Origin of the sequence: uncultured Bifidobacterium sp. (assembly GCF_963540075.1) — a bacterium.
Lineage (GTDB): Bacteria > Actinomycetota > Actinomycetes > Actinomycetales > Bifidobacteriaceae > Bifidobacterium.
The window spans coordinates 23,667-47,563 of sequence record NZ_CAUTOG010000007.1 but is presented as its reverse complement, the minus strand read 5'-3'; the positions used below and the strand labels follow the sequence as shown (position 1 = coordinate 47,563).

Genomic DNA, 23,897 nt, shown 5'->3' with positions numbered 1-23,897 from the left:
AGCTGTCCAGCCCCCTGAACGGCTTCTGGACGCTGGTGTCGAAGACATGGACGGACCTCAACTTCGTCCTCCTTCTCAACATGCTGCTGGTCGGATGCGCCTATCTCGTGCTTCTGATGCTCACCAACCGTCTCTGGATCGCATCCCCGGCGCTGCTTGCCGTCGTCACGGTGATCGCCGTCATCGAGCATTTCAAGGTGGAGCTTCGCTATGAGGCCATCCAGCCGTCCGATCTGGATTTTCTTGGCTCGAACACCGGCAATCTCGTGAGCTTCGTCCCCGACGGGGCCGCGCTCGTGATCGTTCTCGCGCTGCTGGCCTTCTTTCTCGTCGTCGCGGCGTTCGTGCTGATCGGCCGTCTCGACGCCCGTCACGGTCGTCTGGTGCGGGGTCCGACGAAGGCCTTCGCCGCCGTCATCAGGCTGCTTCTCATCCTCGCCCCCTGCCTCTTCCTTGGCCTGTACGGCTCCCAGGCGGGGACCTACGGCTCCTGGGCGAGGTCGTTCTCCTCGGCCATGGGGGACATCCCCTCGATGTGGGACTCCGTCTATGACGCGCAGCGCAACGGCGTGGCCGTGGCGTTCCTCCGTCAGCTCAATCCGACGATCATGGAGGAGCCGGAGGGCTACAGCAAGGCCACGATGAAGGCCGTGGCCAAGCGCTACGCGTCCGAGGCCTCGACCATCAACTCCACTCGTTCGCAGAACCTCAAGGACAGCACCGTCGTGTTCGTCCTGTCCGAGTCCTTCTCGGACCCCTCACGGGTCCCCGGCCTGAGTCTCAACAAGGATGCCATGCCGAAGATCCGGCAGATCAAAAGCGAGACGACGAGCGGTCTTATGCTCTCCTCCGGCTATGGCGGAGGCACGGCCAACCTCGAATACATGGGGCTCACCGGGCTGAGCATGGTCAACTTCGACTCCTCGCTGACGAGCCCGTACCAGCAGCTCGTGCCGGGGGAGTCGTGGACGCCGACCTTCAACAGGCTCTGGGGCTCCACGTCGAACTCCGTCGCCTTCCATCCCTATGAGTCCTCGATGTACTCGAGGTCGACGAACTACGTGAAGTTCGGGTTCTCCCGCTTCTACACCCTGCAGAGCCCCCGGATCGCCTATCAGAAGAAGATCGACGACTCGCCCTACGTGTCCGACGAGTCGACGTACGACAGCGCTCTCAAGGAGATCTCCGGCACCTCGTCGAACCAGTTCGTGCAGATCATCACCATGCAGAACCACATGCCCTACCGTGACTGGTACGACGACAACGACTTCACGGCCACGAGCACGGACTCGTCGAAGCAGCTGGGGGATTCCGAAACCGAATCCATCGAGACCTACGCGAAGGGCGTAAACCTGACGGACGATGCCACCAAGAAGTTCCTCGACAAGCTCGACAAGCTCGACAAGCCCGTCACGGTGGTCTTCTATGGGGATCATCTGCCCGGCATCTATTCGACGGCCAGCGCGGACACCGGCAATGCGCTGGCCCTGCATCTGACCGACTACTTCATCTGGTCGAACAAGGCCTCGGCGAGCAGCGGCACCAAGGACGAGGACGCCTCGTACTCGTCGCCCAACTTCTTCATGGCCCAGGCCGCCGAGCATATGGACGCGAAGGTCTCGCCGTACCTCGCCTTCCTCACCGAACTGCATACCAAGGTCTCCGCCATGGAGCCGCCGCTGGTGAACAAGATCCAGGGGTGGGACCGGATCCCCGCGGGACAGGCCGTGTACCTCGACTCCTCGGGGAATCCCATGTCCGCCAAGGACTTCGACTCGACGACGAAGAGGCTGCTCAGGGACTACAGACTCATCCAGTACGACATCACCGCCGGCAAGGGATATCTCAAGGACCTGGGCTTCATGACGGTGAAGTAGCGGGGAGGGACCTGCGGCGCGTCCCCATGCGGGGAACCGCCGCACGCCGCATGGGGACCCGCCGCAGGCGCGGGACGGTTCAGCGCGGCGAGACGAGCGCCTTGGCGCCGATGTCGTGACGGTAGAACATTCCCGTGGTGTCCACCGAGCCGAGGATCTCATAGGCGCGCCTCTGGGCGGAGGCGATGTCGTCACCATGCGTCTGGACGAGCAGGACGCGGCCCGAGGAGGCGACGAGAGCGCCGTCGTCACCGGTGGCCACTCCCGCGTAGTAGACGTGCTCGTCGCTTCGCACGGGGATGTCGGGGACTCGCGCTCCCTTCACCACGTTCGTGGGATATCCGTCGCTTGCGAGCACCACGCCGAGAGTCGCTCCGGAATCCCTCCAGGTGAAGACGGGGTCGCGACCGTCCAGGATGGCATGGATGGCCGCCCCGAGATCGCTGGTCAGACGGGGCAGGACGACCTCGGTCTCCGGGTCTCCCAGCCGCGCGTTGAACTCGATGACCCTGGGCCCGTCCAGGGTGGCTATGAGTCCTGCGTACAGCACGCCGACGAAGGGATAGCCCTCTTCGGACATCGCCTCCACGGTCGGCCGAACGATGGTGTCGACGGCCGTCCTCACTACGTCCTCGCCAATCTGGGGGACGGGGCTGTAGGCGCCCATCCCACCCGTGTTGGGCCCTCGATCCCCGTCCAGGGCCCTTTTATGGTCCTGCGAGATGGGCATGGTCCAGAATCGCGTGCCATCGACGAAGCTCATGAGGGAGAACTCCTGACCCTCCAGATAGTCCTCGATGACCACCTTGGCCCCCGCGGTCCCGAAGCGACGGCCAAGGAAGATGTCCTCCAGGGCGCCGAGCGCGGCATCCATGTCCATCGCGACGGTGACGCCCTTGCCCGCGGCCAGCCCGTCGGCCTTGACGACGATGGGGGCGCCATGGTCGCGCACATAGCGTTCGGCCTCCTCGAACTCGTCGAAGGTCCGGTAGGAGGCCGTCGGGATGCCATGTCTTTCCATCAGCTGCTTGGCGAAGTCCTTCGACCCCTCGATCTGTGCCGCGGCCTTGGAGGGCCCGAAGGCGCGGATTCCGGCGGTGGCGAAGTCGTCGACGATGCCCTCCATCAGGGGCACCTCGGGCCCGACGAAGACCCAGTCGTAGGCGTTGTCGTGCACGAAGTCGATGAGCGCCGCGTGGTTCGAGGGGTTGAGCTGCGTGGTATGGATGCCGTCGCGCCGCATTCCGGGGTTTCCCGGGGCCACGGTGACCTCCTCCACCGAGCCGCCTTCGAGCAGGGCGGTGGCTATGGCGTGCTCCCGCGCGCCGGATCCGATGACCAGAACCTTCATTCCCGTATCCTCTCCTCGTTTCGGTGGCGGCCGCCCGCAGCGAGGGGGAGGGTCGCCATGTGCTTCGACGTCTACCGCAGCTCGACCGCGTCGTCGGACCGGTCGACGACCTCTCCTATCAGTCGTCCCCGCTCGCCGACGCCGGACAGGGCCTTCAGAGCCTCGTCGGCGCGGTCGGCGTCCACGGCGAGCACCATGCCGATGCCCATGTTGAAGACGTTGAACATCTCGTCGTGGTCGATTCCGCCGGCCCTTTCGATAACGTCGAAGACGGGCGGGACCGTCCAGGAGGAGCGGTCGACACGCGCCGCCAGGCCGTCCGGAAGCATCCGGGGCACGTTCTCGATGAAGCCGCCGCCGGTGATATGGGCGACCCCGCGCACGAGGCCGGCCGCGAACAGGGGCCTGAGGGCCTTCACGTAGATGCGCGTCGGTTCGAGAAGCACGTCGCCGAGCGTGCGACCCTCCAGCTCGGGGAGGATCGTCGACGCGTCGTATCCCGCCTGGTCGAACAGGGCGCGGCGAGCCAGCGAGAACCCGTTGGAGTGCACGCCGGAGGAGGGCAGGCCGATCAGCGCGTCCCCACGGCCGATGCCGGTGCCGTCGACGAGACGCGACCGTTCGGCGACGCCTACCGTGAATCCGGCCAGATCGTATTCGTCCGGAGCGTACATACCCGGCATCTCCGCCGTCTCGCCCCCGATCAGCGCCGCCCCCGCCTCGACGCATCCGTCGGCCACGCCGGCGACGACCTTCTCGAGCAGCGCCGGATCGTTGCGCCCGCAGGCGATGTAGTCGAGGAAGAACAGGGGTTCGGCGCCCTGGGCGGCGATGTCGTTGACGCACATGGCCACGCAGTCGATGCCGATGGTGTCGTGGCGGCCGACCATGGACGCGACCATGAGCTTGGTGCCGACGCCGTCCGTGCCCGACACGAGGACCGGGTCGTGGTATCCCAGCGAGGCGAGGTCGAACAGACCGCCGAAGCCTCCGATGCCCCCCATGACGCCGGGCCGGCCGGTGCGCTCCACATGCGACCTGATGCGTCGGACGACCTCGTATCCGGCCTCGACGCTCACTCCGGCCTTCTCATACGCCTCTGGCATGGCGGGTACCCTTCTGCTGGTTGCTGATGTGCTGATTGTGGAGATGGCGTCCGGTGCTGCCGCGGCAGGGCGCGTCCCGGTCATGAGGCCAGGGCGGCGGCGGGCTGCGGCTCGTGGACGAATTCGTTGCCGTCGTAACGGCTGGACTCCCGGGCGAAACGCGGGATGCGCACGCGGTCGTCGGGGGAGAGGGACTTCAGGAAGCCCTCCTCGTAGTCGTCGAGGGCGGTGGGATAGTCGCCGTTGAAGTAGGCGACGCACAGCCCGCCGTAGGGGGCGTCGGCATGCAGGCCGATGGAGTCGGTGAGACCGTCGAGCGACAGGAAGGCCAGGGAATCCGCCCCGATGTACTCGCGGATCTCCTCCACCGACTTCTTGGCGGCGATGAGCTCCTTGCTCGTCTGGATGTCGATGCCGTAGAAGCATGGGTACTTCAGCGGCGGCGACGAGATGCGCATATGCACCTCGCTGGCGCCGGCCTCACGCAGAAGACGGACGATGCGCCTCGAGGTCGTGCCGCGCACGATGGAGTCGTCCACGACGACCACCCTCTTGCCGCGGACGACCCCCTGCACGGCCGACAGCTTCATGCGCACGCCCTGCTCGCGGAGCTCCTGGGTGGGCTGGATGAAGGTGCGGGCCACATACTGGTTCTTGATCAGGCCCATCTCGTTGGGCAGACCGCTGGCCTCCGAATAGCCCGAGGCGGCCGAGAGCGAGGAGTTCGGCACCGCGATGACCATGTCGGCGTCGGCGGGCGCCTCTCGGGCGAGACGGGCGCCCATGCGCTTGCGGGCGGAATGCACGTTGATGCCGTAGATGCTGGAGTCCGGACGGGCGAAGTAGATGAACTCCATCGAGCAGATGGCGAGCTGGGTGCGGTCCGTGTACCGGTCGATGCGGTAGCCGTCGTCGTCGACCACGACGATTTCGCCGGGCTGGATGTCACGAACGAGCTCGGCGCCGACGATGTCCAGCGCGCAGGTCTCCGAGGCCAGCACATACGCGCCGCTGCGCAGGCGTCCGAGGGAAAGGGGGCGGAATCCGTTGGGATCCAGCGCCCCGATCATGGCCGTAGGGGTCATGAGCAGATACGCGAACCCCCCATGAACGGTGTTGAGGGCCTCCTTGAGGCGGTCCATGAACGTGTCCGCATGAGAGCGGCGGATGAGATGCATCAGCACCTCGGTGTCGGAGTTCGAATGGAAGATGGCGCCCTCGTCCTCGAGCCGTTCGCGAAGGCTGACGCAGTTGGTGAGGTTGCCGTTGTGTCCGAGTGCGACGTCGCCGTCATGGAACCGGAATATGAAGGGCTGGATGTTGTCGACCGAGCCGGATCCGGTGGTGGCGTACCGCACGTGCCCTATTGCCCTGTCGCCGGTGAGGCGTGCTATCTCGCGTTCGTCCGAGAAGACCTGCGTGAGCAGTCCGAGGCCCCGATGTCCGATGAGGCGTCCGTTGTCGTTCGAGACGATGCCGGCGCCCTCCTGTCCGCGATGCTGCAGTGCGTGCAGCCCGAAGTAGGTCAGTCTAGCGGCGTCGGGATGACCCCAGACGCCGAAGATTCCGCATTCCTCATGGATGTCCTCGAGTTCAGCCGACAAGCCCCTGCTCCTTCCACAACCGTTCGAAACCGCGGTCAAAGGGGAATCGCGCCAACGCCCCCACACTAGCAACCCGCGGCTACATCGCGGCCGGCGCATTCACCGTTCCCACCGTGAGCTCGCCGACGGCGAACCCACGGCGCGGATTCGCCTGAGCTGATAGGGTCGGAATCAGACCGATGCTCATCCGGATGCGTCGCCCGTCGCGTGTCAGGCGCCTCAGGGTCCACGACGACCGCCATGACATCACCGTCTACCCCTTGGCCGATCCGGCGTTCCTCGCCGGACATAGGCCGCCCACAGCCCGCCGGACGTAGGACGAGCCGCACGGGCCCACGACCAGAGGAGCAGACAGCCATGACGACGACTTCACGATCGCCTTCGCCGATCCCCGGAACCGCCCATGCCGACGCGCCCGATGGCGCAATGACGACGATGCCCCAGGAGATGTGGCATGAGCTGGACGCCGCGAAGGTCATCCACGCTTTGCGCACTTCCGATCGCGGACTGACGCGGCAGGAGGCCGGGCATCGTCTTGGTCTGTTCGGCGAAAACGTCCTGCGGTCGACCCCTCCGACCCCCCGGTGGCGCCGGTTTCTGTCGCAGTTCACCAGTCCGCTGATCGTCGTTCTCCTCATCTGCGGAATCGTCACCGTGGGACTGCGGCATTACGTCGACGCGGTCGCCATCCTCGTCGTTCTGCTCGTCAACGCCATTCTGGGCTTCTATCAGGAGGACAAGGCCGACAGGGCGGTCAGCGCCCTCGCCTCGTTGTCCACTCCCACGGCCCGGGTGATCCGGGACGGGGAAACGTCCTGGGTGCCGACCCCCGAACTCGTTCCCGGGGACGTCGTGGCTCTGGAAAGCGGCGACATGGTGCCCGCCGACCTGCGTCTCGTCGGCGTCACCAATCTGCGGATCAACGAATCGATGCTCACCGGCGAAAGCGACGACGCCGCGAAGATCACGGCGCCCTGTCCGCATGACGCCTCGCTCGGAGACCGCGGCTGCATCGCCTTCTCGGGCACGCTTGTCACATCCGGCCGTGGTCGCGGCGTCGTCGTGGCGACGGGGTCCGACACCGAGCTCGGCGAGATCAGCGACCTCGTCAACGGCACGCAGACAGTCCCTCCCCTTCAGCGGATCATGAACCGCACGGAGCGCGTCATCACCGTCATCGTCATCGTGGTCGCCGCCTTCGTCTTCGTGGCCGGCGCGGTCCTCAAGGGCGACCCCGCCAACGCCTTCCTTTCCGCCGTCGCCCTCGCCGTGGCCTCCATGCCCGAGGCCCTCCCCATCGTCCTCACCGTGGCCATGGCTCTGGCGGTCTCCAGGATGGCGGAGCATAACGCCATCGTCCGCACGCTCCCCGCGGTGGAGACGCTCGGCTCCACCACGATCATCGGTTCGGACAAGACGGGCACCCTGACCCAGAACCGTCTGACGGTCGAATCCTGCGCGGTGGGCGTGGGAACGCCGCGTGACTTCCCCGGCGTCGGAGACGAGGAGACTGCGGTCACCGATTCGGCGCTCGCGCGACTTCTGCGGGCCGGTTCCCTGACGAACGAGGCGACCCGAGGCGTGGATGATTCCGGACTCGTGGTCTATTCAGGCGATGCGGTCGACATGGCCATGGCGCGTGCGGCCGACCTCGCCCATGCCGTGACACGGGAGGAGCTTTCCGCGCCGATCGTCGCCGAAACCCCCTATGAGCCGGAGCTGCGGTATTCGATGACCGTGCGCAGGAACCCCGATGGAGGACTGACGCAGTACGTCAAGGGGGCTCCGGACATCGTCGGCGCCATGAGTTCGTCGATGCTGGACGATGACGGACGGCAGGTTCCGCTGGATGCGGACGCGCTCCGTGCCGCCACGGTGGATATGGGGTCACGGGGACTGCGGGTCATCGGCGTGGCGAGTCGCGGGCTGCCCCCCGACGCCGACATGGACTCGCTGGGGGACCCGGCAGGGCTGTGCCTGCTCGGTCTCGAGGGCATGCTCGACCCGCCGCGGACGGGCGTGCGGGAGGCCATCGCCGATTGCCGCCGGGCCGGCATCGAGGTGAAGATGATCACCGGCGACCATCCCGTGACCGCCCAGGCCATCGGCGAGAGGCTGGGTCTGCGCCATACGTCGGAGCCCGTCACGGGCGCCGAGATGCCGCTGATGGACGACGATGAGCTGCGCGACCGGCTCTCGCGCACCTCCATCGCGGCCCGCGTCTCCCCGCAGGACAAGCTGCGCATCGTCGAGGTGCTTCAGGAGCAGGGCGAGACCGTGGCCGTGACGGGTGACGGCGTCAACGACGCCCCGGCGCTCAAGGCGGCCTCCGTCGGCATCGCGATGGGGGAATCGGGCACGGACGTGGCCCGTCAGGCCAGCGACGTCGTCCTCACGGACGACGATTTCGTCACCATCACCCGGGCCGTGGCCCAGGGACGGGTGACCTTCAAGGCGATCCGGGGGTCGGCGTTCTTCCTGTTCTCCACCGCGGTCGCCGCCATGATCGCCGTGGGGGTGAACGTCATCTCCGAGATGCCGCTGCTGTTCATGCCCCTCCAGATGCTGTGGATCAACATCGTCACCAACGGCGTTCAGGACATCGCCCTGGCCTTCGAGCCCGGACGGGGCGACGAGCTCGACAGGCCGCCGCGCCGCCGGACGGAGGGGCTTCTCTCCAGCGCCCTGTGGGGCCGCACCGCCATGTGCGGACTGTGGATGGGCGTGGCGATCCTCGTCGTCTTCCGCCTCATGATCGACCGTGGCTATGACGTGTCCGCGGCAAGGACGATGGCTCTCACCCTGCTCGTCCTCTTCAACTTCTTCATGGCCATGTCCGCGCGCTCCGAGACGACCTCGGTGTTCCGGGTGAACCCGCTCGCCAATCCCTTCCTCCTCGTGGCGTCACTCGTCGCCCTCGCCGTGCATGCGGGCGCCATGTACGTGCCCGGTCTGGCCTCCGTGCTGGGGATGACCCCCATGTCCGGCCCCCAGTGGGCGGTCTGCTGGGGGGTCGCTCTGACGGTGCTCGTCTTCAGTGAGGGGGACAAGGCCATACGCGGTCTCCTCGCCCGACGCGGGCATGACAGCGCCCGGTCCGGGATAAAGGCCGTGGGACGTCGCGTTCACCGCAACATCGCGGGCATGATCCGCTCCGAGGAAGGTGACGCCTAGTCGGTGAAGTATCGCACGCCGGCCTCGAGAATCGGCTGGTGGATGTTCCCGGGCACGTTGAGGTACAGCCCCTCGCCGGTACGCTCCGAGTGCGCCATCTTGCCGAACACGCGCCCGTCGGGGCTGGTGACGCCCTCGACGGCGAGCAGCGATCCGTTGGGATTGACGTCGAGGTCCATGCCCGGCACGCCGTTCTCATCGACGTACTGCGTGGCGATCTGCCCGCCGTCGAGCAGCCGGTCGAGCATCTCCTGCGAGGCAACGAAACGTCCCTCCCCATGGGAGACCGGGATGGTATGCACCTCGCCGACATGGGTGAGGGACAGCCACGGGGAGAGGTCGGAGGCCACGCGCGTGCGCACAAGCCTGCTCTGATGGCGGCCTATGGTGTTGAAGGTCAGCGTCGGGCAGGTGGCGTCCATGGGCATGATGTCGCCGAAGGGCACGAGACCGAGCTTGATGAGCGCCTGGAATCCGTTGCATACGCCGAGCATGAGGCCGTCGCGGTTCCTGAGCAGGTCGCGCACCGCCTCGGTGACCTCGGGGGAGCGGAAGAAGGCCGCGATGAACTTCGCGGACCCGTCGGGCTCGTCTCCGCCGGAGAACCCGCCGGGCAGCATGACGATCTGGCTGTGGCGGATCTCCTCCGCCAGGCGCCGGGTGGACTCGGCGACGTCGTCGGGGGTGAGGTTGCGGATGACGAGGGTCGTCGCCTCCGCCCCGGCCCTCCTGAAGGCCGCTGCGGAGTCGTATTCGCAGTTCGTGCCTGGGAAGACCGGAATGACGACGCGCGGACGGGCCACGGGCGAGCCGGACCGCGTTCGAGGCGTCGCGGCGTGGAACTCGGCGGCGTCGACCTTCCTCCCCGCGGCGCGGTAGGGGAACACCGAGGCGATGCCGTTCTGCCAGGCCTCCTCGAGGGCGTCAAGATTGACGTCCTCACCGGCGGCGTGCAGCGCGTACTCAGCGGTGGTCGCGCCGATGACCCCATGCTCCACCCGGTTGGACATCGCGGGAAGCTCGGCGTCGTCCGCGAGCTCGACGAGAAAGGAGCCGTAGGCCGGGGTGAACAGGTCGTCGATGGCGATGGAGTCGTCGAGACGCAGACCGATGCGGTTGCCCACGGTCATGAGGAACAGCGAGCCGGCCGTGGCGGAGTATCCGGGCGTCGAGACGGCGAGTGCCTCACGGGCGTCGGTAAGCGATTCGATGACCTCCATAGCTTCGAGCAGGCCCTGGGCGTCCGGCGTCAGACCGTCGGGGAGCATGCGCGGGGCTATGCGCACGACGCGGTGCCCCGCGTTCTTGAACTCCGGGGACACCGCACGCGATCTGGAACCCACGGACACGGCGAACGCGATGAGGGTGGGGGGTACGTCAAGGTCCTCGAAGGTGCCGCTCATCGAGTCCTTGCCGCCGATGGCGCCGACGCCGAGGTCGATCTGCGCCGAAAGGGCACCCAGCACGGCCGCGGTCGGGTGGCCCCAGCGTTCGGGCACGTCCCGCAGCTTGCCGAAGTACTCCTGCAGGCTGAGATACGCATCCTCTCGGCGGAATCCCGTGGCGACGAGCTTCGACAGGGCTTCCACCACGGACAGATAGGCGCCCGTGTACTGGTTGCGTTCCATGATGTAGGGGTTGAAGCCCCAGGCCATCGCCGAGGCCGTCGTCGTCTCGCCCTCGACGGGGAACTCGGCGACCATGGCCTGCGTCGGGGTCAGCTGACGGCGTCCGCCGAAGGGCATCAGCACCGTTCCCGCGCCAATCGTCGAGTCGAAGCGCTCCGCCAGCCCCTTGTTCGAGGCCACGTTGAGGTCGGTGACGAGCGCGTGCATCCGCTCGCCAAGCGTGCCGGACATCCACGGCGTCGCGTAGGAGCCGCCCCGCTCGATGTGAAGGGCCTGGCTTTTCGGGGCGCCGTTGGAGGACAGGAAGTCTCGGCTGAGGTCGACGATGGCCTTTCCGTGCCAGGTCATGCGCATGCGCCTCCGGTCGGTGACGACGGCGACGACGGCGGCCTCGAGGTTCTCCTCGCGGGCGTAGGAGAGGAACTCCTCCACGTCCTTCTCGGCGACGTCCACGGCCATGCGCTCCTGGGATTCGGAGATCGCCAGCTCGGTGCCATCCAGACCCTCGTACTTGCGGGTGACCCGGTCGAGGTCGATGTCCAGTCCGTCGGCGATCTCGCCGGTGGCCACGGACACGCCGCCGGCGCCGAAGTCGTTGCAGCGCTTGATGAGCCGGCAGGCGTCGCCGCGGCGGAACAGCCGCTGCAGCTTGCGTTCGACGGGGGCGTTGCCCTTCTGCACCTCGGCGCCGCATTCCTCCAGGCTGTCGACGTCCTGGGCCTTGGAGGCCCCGGTGGCCCCTCCGATGCCGTCGCGCCCCGTGCGCCCGCCCAGCAGGATGATCCGGTCGCCGGGGGCCGGCGTCTCGCGGCGCACATGATCCGCCGGCGTGGCGCCGACCACGGCCCCCACCTCCATGCGCTTGGCGACGTAGCCCGGATGGTAGATCTCGGCCACCTGCCCGGTGGCGAGCCCGATCTGGTTGCCGTAGGAGGAGTAGCCGGCGGCCGCCGTGGTGACGATCTTGCGCTGGGGGAGCTTGCCGGGCAGCGTGGCGGCCACGGGCGCGGTGGGGTCGCCGGCGCCGGTGACGCGCATCGCCTGGTACACGTAGGAGCGGCCGGAGAGGGGATCTCGGATGCAGCCGCCGATGCAGGTGGCCGCCCCGCCGAAGGGCTCGATCTCGGTGGGATGGTTATGCGTCTCGTTCTTGAAGAGGAACAGCCAGTCCTGGTCCTCGCCGTCGACGTCCACGGTGACCCTGACGGTGCAGGCGTTGATCTCCTCGGATTCGTCGAGGTTCTTCAGCACGCCGTTCGCCTTGAGCCATTTGGCGCCGATGGTGGCCATGTCCATGAGGCAGACGGGCTTCTCGTCGCGGCCAAGCTCGTGGCGCATGCCCAGGTATCTGTCGAAGGCCTTCCGGACGGCGTCGTCGTCGATGCGCACGTCGGTGAGCCGCGTGCCGAAGGTGGTGTGGCGGCAGTGGTCGGACCAGTAGGTGTCGATGACGCGGATCTCCGTGATGGTGGGCTCCCGCCCCTCGGAACGGAAGTACCGCTGGCAGACCTGCGCATCGGCGAGGTCCATCGCCAGTCCCCGCTCGTCGACGAAGCGGCGCAGACCCTCGTCGTCGAGCTCGTCGAAGCCGGCGAGCACCTCGACGGGCTTGGGGTCGGCCATCTCCATGCGCAGCGTGTCCCGGGTGGCCAGCGAGGCCTCACGGGCCTCGACGGGATTGATGACGTAGCGCTTGATGGCCTCCACCTGGTCCCCGTCGAGGCTTCCGTACAGGGCGTAGATCCTGGCGGTGCGCACGGTGGGACGCACGCCCTGGCTGATGAGCTGGATGCATTCCCCCGCGGATTCGGCCCGCTGGTCGAACTGTCCGGGAAGGTATTCGACCGCGAACACCCGGGCGTCGCCGAAGTCCGGGAGCTCGTACGAGACGTCGTCCACCGGAGGCTCGCTGAACACGACGGGGACGGACCTCGCGAACAGGTCGCCGTCGATGCCCTCGACGTCGTAGCGGTTGACGAGTCTGACGCCCGCCAGCCCGCTGACGCCGAGCACCTCGGTGAGCTCCTGGGCGAGCTGCCCCGCCTCGACGTCGTATTCCTGCTTCTTCTCCACGTACACGCGGAAGACCACGGCTGCCCCCTGAACTATGCGGATTGGCGGATGTCCGATGGAGGACGTCCCGGAATGGAAGGAATGGATGAACGGAATGGATGAACGGAATGGATGGGACGTCGCCTGCGACGGGCGTCCTGAGGCGGCCGACGCAGAGCTCTCCTACTCGGTGACCGCCTTCTCGCCCGTCTCGACGCCTTCGGAGGCCGCAAGGGCGAGAAGACGCGAATGGATCTCCTCGTAGGCGGGGATGATGCTGCCCAGATCGCGGCGGAAGAGGTCCTTGTCGAGATGCTCGATGCGTCCGCTGCGGTCCCTGAGATCCCACAGACGGCAGGTGTCGGGGGTGATCTCGTCGGCCAGGAGGATGGTGCCGTCGCCGGTCGCGCCCTCCTCGATCTTGAAGTCGGCGAGCCTCACGTCGATGGAGGCGAAGACGTCGGTGAGGGCGTCGTTGACGGCCCGTGCCTGGCGGGAGATCTCGGCGAGCTGCCTCTCGTCGGCCAGACCCAGGGCCACGATGGCGTCGTCGTTGATGAAGGGGTCGCCCAGCTCGTCCGACTTGAGGCAGAATTCGAGGATTGGGCACCTGAGCTCCGTCCCCTCCTCGACTCCGTAGCGCTTGGCGAAGGACCCGGCGGCCACGTTGCGCATGATGATCTCCAGCGGGAACATGTCCATGCGGCGCACGAGCTGCTCGGTGTCGGAGATGCGGCGCAGGAAATGGCTGGGGACGCCACGGGCCGCGAGAAGATCGAAAAGCACCGACGTGATGCGGTTGTTCAGGCTGCCCTTGCCCGCGATCTGCGCCTTCTTCGCGCCGTTTCCGGCGGTGGCCTGGTTCATGTACTCGACCCACAGCACGTTCGGGTCGTCCGTGGCGTACATCTTCTTGGCCTTGCCTTCGTACAGCTTTTCCAGTTTCTCCATGACTCGCCTTCCTCGTGTGCCACGAGACGCTATGAGGGGATTGCCGACGGCCAACAGGGTAGCAACCGCGTGATACATGGAGGGGCGCCGCGAGGGGCTCCTCCGGGAGCGGTGGTGGCGGTTCGGCTCAGGGCACGGTGGCGGTCAGGACACGGTGACGTCAAGCGCATCCGCCACGGCCGCCGCGCGGTCGCGGGCGTCGCGGGCGCTGGCGCCGATGGCCAGGGACACCGCCATGCGTCGGTGGCCGTGGACGGAGGGCTTCGAGAAGATCCGCAGCTCGCAGTCGGGCTCGGCGAGCGCCCGTCCGGCCCCCGAGAACACGGCCTGGCCTTCGCCCTCGACGACGATCGCGTGGCTTGCGGCAACGGCTCCGGGCGCCAGGGACAGATCGGCATGACCCTCGGTGACGGGAAGACCGAGCACGGCCCGGGCATGGAGGGCGAACTCGCTGAGGCGCTGGGAGACCAGCGTCACCATGCCGGTGTCATGGGGTCTGGGGGACATCTCGTTGAACAGCACGCGTCCGTCGGTGAGAACGAACAGCTCGACCCCGAACACGCCCCAGCCGGTCTCGCCGGAGGCATGGGCGCGTTCCACCAGGCCCCCGACGGCGCGCCGGGCGATGTCCTGGGCGACGGACGTGACGGCGTCCCCCACCTCCGCGGGCTGCCAGGACTCGCGATAGTCGCCGTGGTCCTGACGCTGGCCGATCGGGCGGCAGGTGACGACGCCGGCGGAGGAGCTGACGGTGAGCACGGTGAGCTCGTCCTGCAGCGGGACGAAGGCCTCGACGATGACCCGTGACACCCCGCCGTCGTCGGCGGCCCGGCGCCCCGTCTGGGCCTCATGCCAGGCGGCGGCGATGCCGTCGGGGGATTCGACGACGGACTGGCCGTGCCCGGAGGAGCTCATCACCGGCTTGACGACGCAGGGGTAGCCGACGGCGTCCGCGCCCCGGCGCAGCTGGTCGGGGTCGTCGGCGAAGCGGTAAGGGGTGGTGGGCAGTCCGAGCTCCTCATGCGCGATGACCCGCAGGCGCTCGCGATCCATGCATATCGCGGCGATGGAGGAGCTGGGCACGACCTGGATCCCCCGGGCGGCGGCGCGGGAGAGACGCGACGTGGCGATCGCCTCGACCTCGGGGATGATGATGTCGGGACGGACCTCGTCGATGAGCGCGTCAAGACGCCTCGGATCCGCCATGTCGAGCACGCGCGCCTCATGCGCCACCTGCGCCGCGGGGGCGCCGGCGTAGCTGTCCGCCGCGCACACCCAGACGCCCAGGCGCATGAGCTCGATGGCGATCTCGCGGCCCAGCTCGCCCGAGCCGAGAAGCAGCACCCGCGTGGAGGGTCGTCCCAGAGGAGTCCCCAGAGGGCGTTCGATGACGTCGGGCGCCGGGGGGGTCGTCGACGCGAGGCCCGCGGCGGCGGCCGCGGTGGAGCGGATGGATGACATGGACGCGGATGGATCCCGGGGCGTGGTGGTCATGCCCCCATTGTGCCGTGCCATGCCGACCCCGGTCCCGTCTACCATGGGCCGAATGGACGAGAGCGAAAGGGCCGGCGGCATCGCGGCCTCGGAGGATCGGGGCGTCGATGCCCCCCTCACCATCGCGATGGTCGTGGACACCATCGGCAACAGGGGCAACGGGACGTCGAACTCCGCCCTGCAGTACGCCCGCGAGCTGATCCGACGCGGTCACCGCGTGCGGATGGTGGGGATTGGAGCCCCCGAATTCCCCGCGGAGGTCCATGGTCTTCCCGTGGTGTCCTCCATCGCGTCCTGGCACCAGGTTCAGTTCGCCCGACCGGACGCGGCGCTGTTCCGGCGGGCGTTCGAGGGGGTGGACGTGGTCCATGTCTATCTGCCCTTCTCCTTCGGGCGGTGCGCCAGGCGGGTGGCCCGAGGCATGGGCATACCGGTGACGGCGGGCTTCCACCTGCAGCCCGAGAACGTCACGTACTCCGCGGGTCCGCTGCGATGGATGCCCGGGGCGAGCGACATGCTCTACCGTCTTTTTCGGCGCTGGCTGTACGGCGGGGTCCTCCATGTGCACGCCCCGAGCGGGATGATCGCGCAACAGCTCCGCGGGCATGGGTACACGAACAGGATCCACGTCATCTCCAATGGGTATTCCCCGAGATTCACGGCTCAGGGGCCATCGGAGCCGCCCGACGATGCGCGATCCCCCCTGCGCATCGTCGCCTCCGGGAGGCTGTCGCATGAGAAGGACCACATCACCCTCATCCGCGCCGTGGCGATCTGCCGCCACCGACGGGACGTCGGTCTGACCATCTGCGGCACCGGTCCGTTGCTCGGCCGCCTGCGCGCCGAGGCGGCCCGTCTGCTGCCGCGGGGCAGCTGGTCCATCGGATTCCACGACAACGACGACATGCCCCGCCTGCTGCGAGGCTGCGACCTGCTCGTCCATCCCTCCATCGTCGACATCGAGTCGCTGAGCGTCCTCGAGGGGATGGCCAGCGGACTGGTCCCCGTCATCGCTCGCTCCGACCTCAGCGCCGCCGGACAGTTCGCCCTTACCGACCGCTCGCTGTTCCCCGTCCGTGACGCGCGCGCCCTCGCCGAGCGCATCGACTGGTGGTACGAGCATCCGGGGAGGCGCCGCGCATGGGGCGCGCGGTACGCGGAGCATACGACCCGCATGTACGCCGTGTCCTCCTGCGTCGACCGCTTCCTCGACATGGAGAGCCAGGCCATCGCCGACTTCCGCGCGGGGATCGGCCCGGAGTTCGGCTGACAAGTCCGCCGGCTCGCGGAATCGGGGTCCGACAGGGTCCCCGGAATACGGACGCTCCGGTCCGAGGGTCTACAGCAGCGCGACCAGTCGGCCGACATCGGCCGGCGTGGTGGCCCAGCTCGTGCATATCCGCATGAGGCTGCGCCCGTCTGGCTCCCTCTGCATGAAGCCGAGGACCACGTCGCGTTCGAGGCGCCGACGAATCCCGTCGTCGAGGGAGACGAAGATCTGGTTGGTCGTCGAGCGATGCGCGATGCGGTATCCCCGCGCGTCCAGGGCCGCGCGGATCTCGTCCGCCCTGTCGTCGGCGTTTCGTGAGATGTCCATGTAGAGGCCGTCGGACAGAAGCACGTCGAACTGGAGTCCGAGCAGCCAGCCCTTGGCGAGAAGCGCCCCGCGCCGCTTGATCCGGGTGGTCAGATGCGCGGGCGCCCCGTGGCGGGGGAAGACGACGGCCTCGCCGAAAAGCGCGCCCACCTTGGTCCCGCCGATGGTGAACGCGTCGGTGAGGCGGTCGAGGTCGCGCAGGGTCACGTCCGTTCCCCGTGCGGCGAGTCCGTATCCCAGCCGGGCTCCGTCGACGTACAGGGGGATGCCGTGCCGACGGCAGACGGACGAGATCGCCTCCAGCTGCACCAGCGTGTACAGCGTGCCGTATTCGGTCGGATGGGACAGATACACGGAGCCGGGAGACGCCATATGCTCGCCGTTGGGGTCGTCCTCGAGTCCGCTGCAGAGCCTGTCGAGGTCCTCGGCGTCCAGCCGTCCGTCGTGCGCGGGGAGGGTGAGCACCTTGCGCCCGGTCGCCTCGATGGCCCCCGCCTCATGCGTGGCGACGTGTCCGGACTCCGCGGCCGCCACGCCGGCATAGGGCGGCGTGAGGACGTCGAGCACGGTCTGGTTCGTCTGCGTGCCACCGACGAGGAACCAGACGTCATCATCGGGATCCCCCGTCAGATCGCGGATCCGGGTCGCCGCGGACGCGCATACCGGGTCGGTTCCGTACCCGGGCATGGACTGCCCGTTGGTTTCCGCAAGTCTTCGGAGGACGGCCGGATGGGCCCCTCGCGAATAGTCGTTCTCCATGTCCAGCATGGCTGCCTCCCCGGGCCTTGCGCCGATCGATGGTGACGTGACGGTGGGGCGTGGGCGTCGCGCATCACCGTCCGACGGATGCGGGAGGCCCCCGGATTCCTCGGAATCCGGGGGCCTCCCTGGGGGGTGGATAACGCGGTTCGAACGCGCGACCTTCTGAACCACAATCAGATGCTCTACCTGCTGAGCTATATCCACCATCGTGGGTCGGCCCGGAACCGGACCGACGCAACAGAGGGATACTATACCGGAACGCATGCGACAGGGCGAGCGGCGAGTCGCGACACGCGGAGCGCCTGAAGAGCGCTCTTCGATGACGATTGCGATATAATTGGCGTTTGTGTGTGCCGATGGCATGCCTTATGTGACAGGCATGGGCATCGGGATATCCCCGAATCCGCAGGAAGTGCGCGCAGCAATGCGGCGGCATGAGGATGACGGGCCATCGGGCCGGTGGACCGGGCTGCTTCCTTCGATTCGCGTCGGGACGGGGGAGCCGCGGTGCGGCGGCCCCACGAAACCAGCAGACCAACGAATCGGAGAACAGAACTTGCCTACCATAGAACAGCTCGTCCGCAAGGGGCGCCAGGCCAAGCCGAAGAAGTCGAAGACCCTGGCCCTCAAGGGCAGCCCGCTGCGTCGCGGCGTGTGCACCCGCGTCTACACCACCACCCCGAAGAAGCCGAACTCGGCTCTGCGGAAGGTCGCCCGCGTCCGTCTGAGCTCGGGCATCGAGGTCACCGCCTACATCCCCGGCGAGGGACACAACCTGCAGGAGCACTCCATCGTGCTCGTGCGCGGCGGACGAGTCAAGGACCTCCCCGGCGTGCGCTACCACATCGTGCGCGGCGCGCTCGACACCCAGGGAGTCAAGGACCGTAGGCAGGGACGTTCCCTCTACGGAGCGAAGAAGGCGAAGTAGAACATGTCACGCAAAGGACCCGCCAAGAAGCACCAGCTGCTGCCCGATCCCATCTACGGCTCGACCGTGGTGGCGCAGCTCATCAACAAGATCCTCCTCGATGGCAAGAAGTCCATCGCCGAGGACATCGTCTACTCCGCGCTGGATATGGTCAAGGAGAAGACCGAGCAGGAGCCCGTCACCGTCCTCAAGCGCGCGCTCGACAACATCCGTCCGAGCCTCGAGGTGCGTTCCCGCCGCGTCGGCGGCGCCACCTACCAGGTGCCCGTCGAGGTCAAGCCGGCCCGCGCCAACACGCTGTCGCTGCGCTGGCTCACCGACTACTCCCGCGCCCGCCGCGAGAAGTCGATGTCCGAGCGTCTGGCCAACGAGATCCTCGACGCCTCCAACGGTCTTGGGGCCTCTGTGAAGAAGCGCGAGGACACCCACAAGATGGCCGAGGCGAACAAGGCCTTCGCCCATTACCGCTGGTAAAGAACCGAAAGCGAAGGGATTTCCATGGCACTAGACGTGCTCACCGATCTGACGAAGATCCGCAACATCGGCATCATGGCGCATATCGACGCCGGCAAGACCACGACGACCGAACGCATCCTCTTCTACACCGGCAAGAACTACAAGATCGGCGAGACGCATGACGGCGCCTCGACGATGGACTTCATGGCCCAGGAGCAGGAGCGCGGCATCACCATCCAGTCCGCCGCGACGACCTGCTTCTGGAGCCGGCAGACCCACGATCCGGACGCGAAGTTCCAGATCAACATCATCGACACCCCCGGCCACGTCGACTTCACGGCCGAGGTCGAGCGCTCGCTGCGCGTCCTCGACGGCGCCGTGGCGGTGTTCGACGGCAAGGAGGGCGTGGAGCCCCAGTCCGAGACCGTGTGGCGGCAGGCCGACAAGTACGGCGTTCCGCGCATCTGCTTCATCAACAAGATGGACAAGCTCGGCGCCGACTTCTACTACTCCGTGGACACCATCAGGAAGAAGCTCGGGGCCACCCCGCTCGTCGTCCAGCTGCCCATCGGGGCCGAGAACGACTTCCGCGGCGTCATCGACCTCATCCGCATGAGGGCGTACGTGTGGAACGACGTCTCCGGCGACCTTGGCGCCCACTACGACACCGTCGACATCCCCGACGACCTCAGGGACAGGGCGGAGCAGTACCGCTCCGAGCTGCTCGAACAGGTGGCCGAGGCCGACGACTCCCTTCTCGAGAAGTACCTCGACTCCGGCGATCTCGCCGAGGACGAGATCCGCTCCGGGATCCGCGCCCTCACGGTCTCCCGCAAGGCCTACCCGGTCCTGTGCGGGTCGGCGTTCAAGGACAAGGGCGTGCAGCCCATGCTCGATGCCGTCGTGGACTTCCTGCCCAGCCCCGAGGACGTCCCCAGCATCGTCGGCTACAAGCCCGGCGACGAGTCCGTGGAGATCGACCGCAAGCCCACCGTGGGGGACCCCTTCGCCGCCCTGGTGTTCAAGATCTCGACCCACCCCTTCTACGGCAAGCTCGTGTTCGTGCGCGTGTACTCCGGAAGCGTCAAGCCCGGCGACAACGTCTACGACTCCACGAAGAGCAAGAAGGAGCGCGTCGGCAAGATCTTCCAGATGCACGCCGACAAGGAGAACCCCGTCGACGCGGCGGAGGCCGGCAACATCTACACGTTCGTCGGTCTGAAGAACGTGACCACGGGCGACACCCTGTGCGACGAGAAGTCGCCGATCTCCCTCGAGTCCATGACCTTCCCCGACCCCGTCATCGAGGTGGCCGTCGAGCCGAAGACCAAGGCCGACCAGGAGAAGATGAGCCTGGCCCTCGCCAAGCTCTCCGACGAGGACCCGACCTTCCGCGTCAAGACCGACGAGGAGTCCGGCCAGACGCTGATCTCCGGCATGGGCGAGCTTCAGCTGGACATCATCGTCGACCGCATGCGCCGCGAGTTCAAGGTCGAGTGCAACGTGGGCAAGCCCCAGGTCGCCTATCGCGAGACGATCCGCAAGGCCGTGATGAACCAGGAGTACACCCATAAGAAGCAGACGGGCGGCTCCGGCCAGTTCGCCAAGGTGCTCATGAACTTCGAGCCCCTTGACACGAGCTCGGGCGACACCTACGAGTTTGCCAACGAGGTCACGGGCGGCCACATCACCAGGGAGTTCATCCCCTCGGTCGACGCGGGCGTCCAGGAGGCCATGGAGTCCGGCGTCCTCGCCGGCTTCCCGGTCGTCGGAGTCAAGGCCACCCTCACGGACGGCCAGATCCACGAGGTCGACTCCTCCGAGCTCGCCTTCAAGATCGCCGGCTCGATGTGCTTCAAGACGGCGGCCCCCAAGGCCAAGCCGGTCATCCTCGAGCCGATCATGGCCGTCGAGGTCCGCACGCCCGAGGAGTACATGGGCGACGTGATGGGCGACCTCAACTCACGCCGTGGCAGCATCCAGTCGATGGGCGACGCGACCGGCGTCAAGGTCATCGACGCCAAGGTGCCGCTGAGCGAGATGTTCGGCTACATCGGCGACCTGCGTTCCAAGACGCAGGGACGCGCGATGTTCACCATGCAGATGGACTCGTACGCGGAGGTCCCCAGGGCCATCGCCGAGGAGATCATCAAGGCCCAGCGCGGCGAGTGACGCGCGCCACGGACCTTTCCCGTGTCCCCGTCGGGCGCTACCATTCATAGCGCTGACGGGGCACGGGGCCGAAGTGACAAACAACCCAGGAACCCAGTAATATGTAGCGAGTGCCCGGACCGCCGACGTACGGGCTGACTACAAAGACGTCCAGGAGGACAGAAACACCATGGCAAAGGCAAAATACGAGCGCACCAAGCCGCATGTCAACATCGGCACCATCGGCCACGTCGATCACGGCAAGACCACCCTGACGGCGGCCATCTCGAAGGTGCTGCACGATGAGTACCCGGACGTCAACCCCGAGTACGACTTCGACCAGATCGACGCCGCTCCCGAGGAGCAGCAGCGCGGCATCACCATCAACATCGCGCATATCGAGTACCAGACGCCCAAGCGTCACTACGCGCACGTCGACTGCCCCGGACACGCCGACTTCGTCAAGAACATGATCACCGGCGCCGCGCAGATGGATGGCGCGATCCTCGTCGTGGCCGCCACGGACGGCCCGATGGCGCAGACCCGCGAGCATGTCCTGCTTGCCAAGCAGGTCGGCGTTCCGAAGATCCTCGTCGCCCTCAACAAGTGCGACATGGTCGATGACGAGGAGCTCATCGAGCTCGTCGAGGAGGAGGTCCGCGACCTGCTCGAGGAGAACGGCTTCGACCGTGACTGCCCGGTCATCCGCACCTCCGCCTACGGTGCGCTGCATGACGACGCTCCCGACCACGAGAAGTGGGTCCAGACCATCAAGGACCTCATGGACGCCGTCGACGACTACATCCCGACCCCGGTCCACGACCTTGACAAGCCCTTCCTCATGCCCATCGAGGACGTCTTCACCATCTCCGGCCGCGGCACCGTCGTCACCGGACGCGTGGAGCGTGGCCGTCTGCCCGTCAACACCAACGTCGAGATCGTCGGGCTCCGGGCGACCCAGACCTCGACGGTCACCTCCATCGAGACCTTCCACAAGCAGATGGACGAGGCCCAGGCCGGAGACAACACCGGTCTGCTCCTGCGCGGCATCAACCGCGACCAGGTCGAGCGTGGCCAGGTCGTGGCGGCGCCCGGCTCGGTGACGCCTCATCACAAGTTCGAGGCCGAGGTCTACGTGCTGACCAAGGACGAGGGCGGCCGTCATTCGCCGTTCTTCTCGAACTACCGTCCGCAGTTCTACTTCCGCACCACGGACGTCACCGGCGTCATCAGCCTGCCCGAGGGCATCGAGATGGTCCAGCCCGGCGACCACGCCACCTTCACCGTCGAGCTCATCCAGCCCGTCGCGATGGAGGAGGGTCTGACCTTCGCCGTCCGCGAAGGCGGCCACACGGTCGGTTCAGGCCGTGTCACCAAGATCCTCGGCTGATCGGCAGAGCGAGGAGGGGACGGATCTGACCCGTCCCCGGTATGGAGGCATCGCCCTCCCGGCGTCCGGATCCCGTTCCGGCGTTGGGGCGCGATGCCTTTCGTATGCCCGGTATCCCGACCGGGTGGCATAATGACGTGGGCGTTTCGCCGCTTCCCGGACGGGTTCCCTGCGGGCGACCCCGCCGAAGCGGCTTCCGCGCGGACGGTGCATTCCCCGGGCGGATGGAAACGGAAAGACACACAAGAGCAAAGGCGGCCAGACGTGGCACAGACAACGAATGACATCAAGAACGGATCCGTCATGAACATCGACGGGCAGCTGTGGAGCGTGCTGAAGTTCCAGCACGTCAAGCCCGGCAAGGGGCCGGCCTTCGTCAGGACGACCATCAAGAACGTCCTGTCCGGAAAGATCGTCGACAGGACCTTCAATGCCGGCATCAAGATGGACTTCGAGACGGTCGACAACCGGAACCTCCAGTACTCCTATGAGGACGGCGACAACTACGTCTTCATGGATATGACGACGTACGACCAGATCTACATCCCCCGGGACCTCGTCGGCGAGCAGAGCAGATACCTGCTTGAGGGCACGGACTGCGTCGTGAGCTTCCACGACGGCACGCCTCTGAGCGTCGAGCTTCCGGCCTCCGTCATCCTCACCATCACCCACACCGAGCCCGGAGTCCAGGGGAACCGCTCGAACGCGGGCACCAAGCCGGCGACGGTCGAGACGGGCGCCGAGATCCAGGTGCCGCTGTTCGTGGGCGAGGGCGAGAAGGTCAAGGTCGACACCAGGGACGGATCCTACCTCGGACGCGAGAACTGACGGGTCGCATCCATGGCACGTTCCACGGCCCGCAAACGGGCGCTCAACACCCTGTACGAGGCGGACGAGAAGGGGCAGGACATCCTCTCCCTGCTGGCCGAGCGTCTTGAACGGCCGGGCGCCCAGACGCCCCTGCCGGCCTATGCGGTGGACATCGTCCGTGGAGTGGCCGGGCATGCGAGGGTGATCGATCGTCTGCTCAACGACCATTCGACAGGATGGCGGGTCCCCAGGATGGCCGCCGTCGACCGGAACATCCTTCGCATGGCCGTGTGGGAGATCGTCTACAACGACGAGGTCCCGGACGGCGTGGCCATTGACGAGGCGCTGACGCTCGCCAAGACGCTGAGCGACGACGATTCGCCCGCGTTCATCCACGGACTGCTCAACGCGGTCGCCTCCGATGACGACGCGCGGACGACCGCGCGGGAGACCGAGGCCGAGGGATCGCCATCCGCCGCCGGGGTCACCGCCGCGGCCGCGGAATCCATCCCTCAGGATTCGGCGACGAAGGCCCTGGCGGATATCCAGCCCGTCCCGATCGAGGA

At 67.1% G+C, this 23,897-nt stretch carries 15 protein-coding genes, 1 tRNA gene and 1 pseudogene; 9 read left to right on the top strand and 8 right to left on the bottom strand.

Going from position 1 to position 23,897, the window contains the following annotated elements; all coding sequences use genetic code 11:
* Positions 1-1,877: LTA synthase family protein (locus tag RWX87_RS02040; RefSeq protein WP_314686359.1), on the top strand; the 1,877-nt coding region annotated here is incomplete at its 5' end.
* A gap of 79 nt (positions 1,878-1,956) precedes the next feature.
* Here the strand turns inward: RWX87_RS02040 and purD are convergent.
* The 3 genes from purD to purF all read right to left on the bottom strand — a co-directional run bounded on the left by purD (position 1,957) and on the right by purF (position 5,938).
* Positions 1,957-3,228, bottom strand: coding sequence for a phosphoribosylamine--glycine ligase (gene purD, locus RWX87_RS02035; RefSeq protein WP_314686356.1), 1,272 nt, complete (start codon positions 3,226-3,228; stop codon positions 1,957-1,959).
* 71 nt (positions 3,229-3,299) lie between these two features.
* Positions 3,300-4,334 (bottom strand): phosphoribosylformylglycinamidine cyclo-ligase, encoded by a 1,035-nt coding sequence (gene purM / locus RWX87_RS02030; RefSeq protein ID WP_314686354.1) that lies wholly within the window; start codon positions 4,332-4,334, stop codon positions 3,300-3,302.
* An 80-nt stretch (positions 4,335-4,414) separates the two neighbouring features.
* Complete coding sequence (purF, locus tag RWX87_RS02025) at positions 4,415-5,938, bottom strand: amidophosphoribosyltransferase (protein WP_314686352.1); 1,524 nt, start codon at positions 5,936-5,938, stop codon at positions 4,415-4,417.
* A 426-nt stretch (positions 5,939-6,364) separates the two neighbouring features.
* Between purF and RWX87_RS02020 the strand changes: the two genes are divergently transcribed.
* Positions 6,365-9,112, top strand: coding sequence for an HAD-IC family P-type ATPase (locus RWX87_RS02020; RefSeq protein WP_314686349.1), 2,748 nt, complete (start codon positions 6,365-6,367; stop codon positions 9,110-9,112).
* Here RWX87_RS02020 and RWX87_RS02015 read toward each other — a convergent pair.
* The 3 genes from RWX87_RS02015 to purT form a co-directional block, all read right to left on the bottom strand.
* Complete coding sequence (locus RWX87_RS02015) at positions 9,109-12,831, bottom strand: phosphoribosylformylglycinamidine synthase (protein ID WP_314686347.1); 3,723 nt, start codon at positions 12,829-12,831, stop codon at positions 9,109-9,111. The two genes, RWX87_RS02020 and RWX87_RS02015, sit on opposite strands and share 4 nt — an antisense overlap.
* A gap of 144 nt (positions 12,832-12,975) precedes the next feature.
* Positions 12,976-13,743, bottom strand: coding sequence for a phosphoribosylaminoimidazolesuccinocarboxamide synthase (gene purC / locus RWX87_RS02010; protein WP_314686345.1), 768 nt, complete (start codon positions 13,741-13,743; stop codon positions 12,976-12,978).
* 144 nt (positions 13,744-13,887) lie between these two features.
* Positions 13,888-15,204 carry a formate-dependent phosphoribosylglycinamide formyltransferase gene (gene purT, locus RWX87_RS02005; protein WP_314686363.1) on the bottom strand — a complete coding sequence of 439 codons (1,317 nt, stop codon included), beginning with the start codon at positions 15,202-15,204 and terminating at the stop codon, positions 13,888-13,890.
* A gap of 76 nt (positions 15,205-15,280) precedes the next feature.
* Here purT and RWX87_RS02000 point away from each other — a divergent pair, with 76 nt between their 5' ends.
* Entirely contained in the window at positions 15,281-16,507 is a 1,227-nt protein-coding gene (locus RWX87_RS02000; RefSeq protein WP_399552270.1) for a glycosyltransferase, read from the top strand.
* Between the two features lie 69 nt (positions 16,508-16,576).
* On the opposite strand, the gene RWX87_RS01995 is transcribed toward RWX87_RS02000, so the two are convergent.
* The gene (locus tag RWX87_RS01995) at positions 16,577-17,602 is read right to left on the bottom strand and encodes an aminotransferase class I/II-fold pyridoxal phosphate-dependent enzyme (RefSeq protein WP_314686340.1); all 1,026 of its coding nucleotides are present in this window, start codon (positions 17,600-17,602) and stop codon (positions 16,577-16,579) included.
* Positions 17,603-17,727: 125 nt separating this feature from the next.
* A tRNA-His gene (locus RWX87_RS01990) sits at positions 17,728-17,800 on the bottom strand.
* 352 nt (positions 17,801-18,152) lie between these two features.
* On the opposite strand from RWX87_RS01990, the gene rpsL reads away from it, so the two are divergent.
* The 6 genes and pseudogenes from rpsL to nusB form a co-directional block, all read left to right on the top strand.
* Positions 18,153-18,524, top strand: a complete 372-nt coding sequence (gene rpsL / locus RWX87_RS01985) for a 30S ribosomal protein S12 (protein ID WP_314686338.1) — start codon at positions 18,153-18,155, stop codon at positions 18,522-18,524.
* Between the two features lie 3 nt (positions 18,525-18,527).
* Complete coding sequence (gene rpsG / locus RWX87_RS01980) at positions 18,528-18,998, top strand: 30S ribosomal protein S7 (RefSeq protein WP_314686336.1); 471 nt, start codon at positions 18,528-18,530, stop codon at positions 18,996-18,998.
* Between the two features lie 24 nt (positions 18,999-19,022).
* Complete coding sequence (gene fusA / locus RWX87_RS01975; protein WP_314686334.1) at positions 19,023-21,152, top strand: elongation factor G; 2,130 nt, start codon at positions 19,023-19,025, stop codon at positions 21,150-21,152.
* Between the two features lie 169 nt (positions 21,153-21,321).
* Positions 21,322-22,521 (top strand): elongation factor Tu, encoded by a 1,200-nt coding sequence (gene tuf / locus RWX87_RS01970; RefSeq protein ID WP_314686333.1) that lies wholly within the window; start codon positions 21,322-21,324, stop codon positions 22,519-22,521.
* A gap of 264 nt (positions 22,522-22,785) precedes the next feature.
* The gene (gene efp, locus RWX87_RS01965) at positions 22,786-23,349 is read left to right on the top strand and encodes an elongation factor P (RefSeq protein ID WP_314686330.1); all 564 of its coding nucleotides are present in this window, start codon (positions 22,786-22,788) and stop codon (positions 23,347-23,349) included.
* 12 nt (positions 23,350-23,361) lie between these two features.
* Positions 23,362-23,769, top strand: a pseudogene (gene nusB, locus RWX87_RS06795) (transcription antitermination factor NusB); the annotation flags it as partial.
* Positions 23,770-23,897 lie beyond the last annotated feature (128 nt).

Excerpts from the sequence above, each read along its gene's own strand:
- fusA (WP_314686334.1), top strand. The coding sequence starts at position 19,023 with ATGGCACTAGACGTGCTCACCGATCTGACGAAGATCCGCAACATCGGC.
- tuf (WP_314686333.1), top strand. The coding sequence starts at position 21,322 with ATGGCAAAGGCAAAATACGAGCGCACCAAGCCGCATGTCAACATCGGC.
- purC (WP_314686345.1), bottom strand. The coding sequence starts at position 13,743 with ATGGAGAAACTGGAAAAGCTGTACGAAGGCAAGGCCAAGAAGATGTAC.
- purM (WP_314686354.1), bottom strand. The coding sequence starts at position 4,334 with ATGCCAGAGGCGTATGAGAAGGCCGGAGTGAGCGTCGAGGCCGGATAC.
- RWX87_RS01995 (WP_314686340.1), bottom strand. The coding sequence starts at position 17,602 with ATGCTGGACATGGAGAACGACTATTCGCGAGGGGCCCATCCGGCCGTC.
- RWX87_RS02000 (WP_399552270.1), top strand. The coding sequence starts at position 15,281 with ATGGGCCGAATGGACGAGAGCGAAAGGGCCGGCGGCATCGCGGCCTCG.
- rpsG (WP_314686336.1), top strand. The coding sequence starts at position 18,528 with ATGTCACGCAAAGGACCCGCCAAGAAGCACCAGCTGCTGCCCGATCCC.
- purT (WP_314686363.1), bottom strand. The coding sequence starts at position 15,204 with ATGTCATCCATCCGCTCCACCGCGGCCGCCGCCGCGGGCCTCGCGTCG.
- RWX87_RS02020 (WP_314686349.1), top strand. The coding sequence starts at position 6,365 with ATGACGACGATGCCCCAGGAGATGTGGCATGAGCTGGACGCCGCGAAG.
- purD (WP_314686356.1), bottom strand. The coding sequence starts at position 3,228 with ATGAAGGTTCTGGTCATCGGATCCGGCGCGCGGGAGCACGCCATAGCC.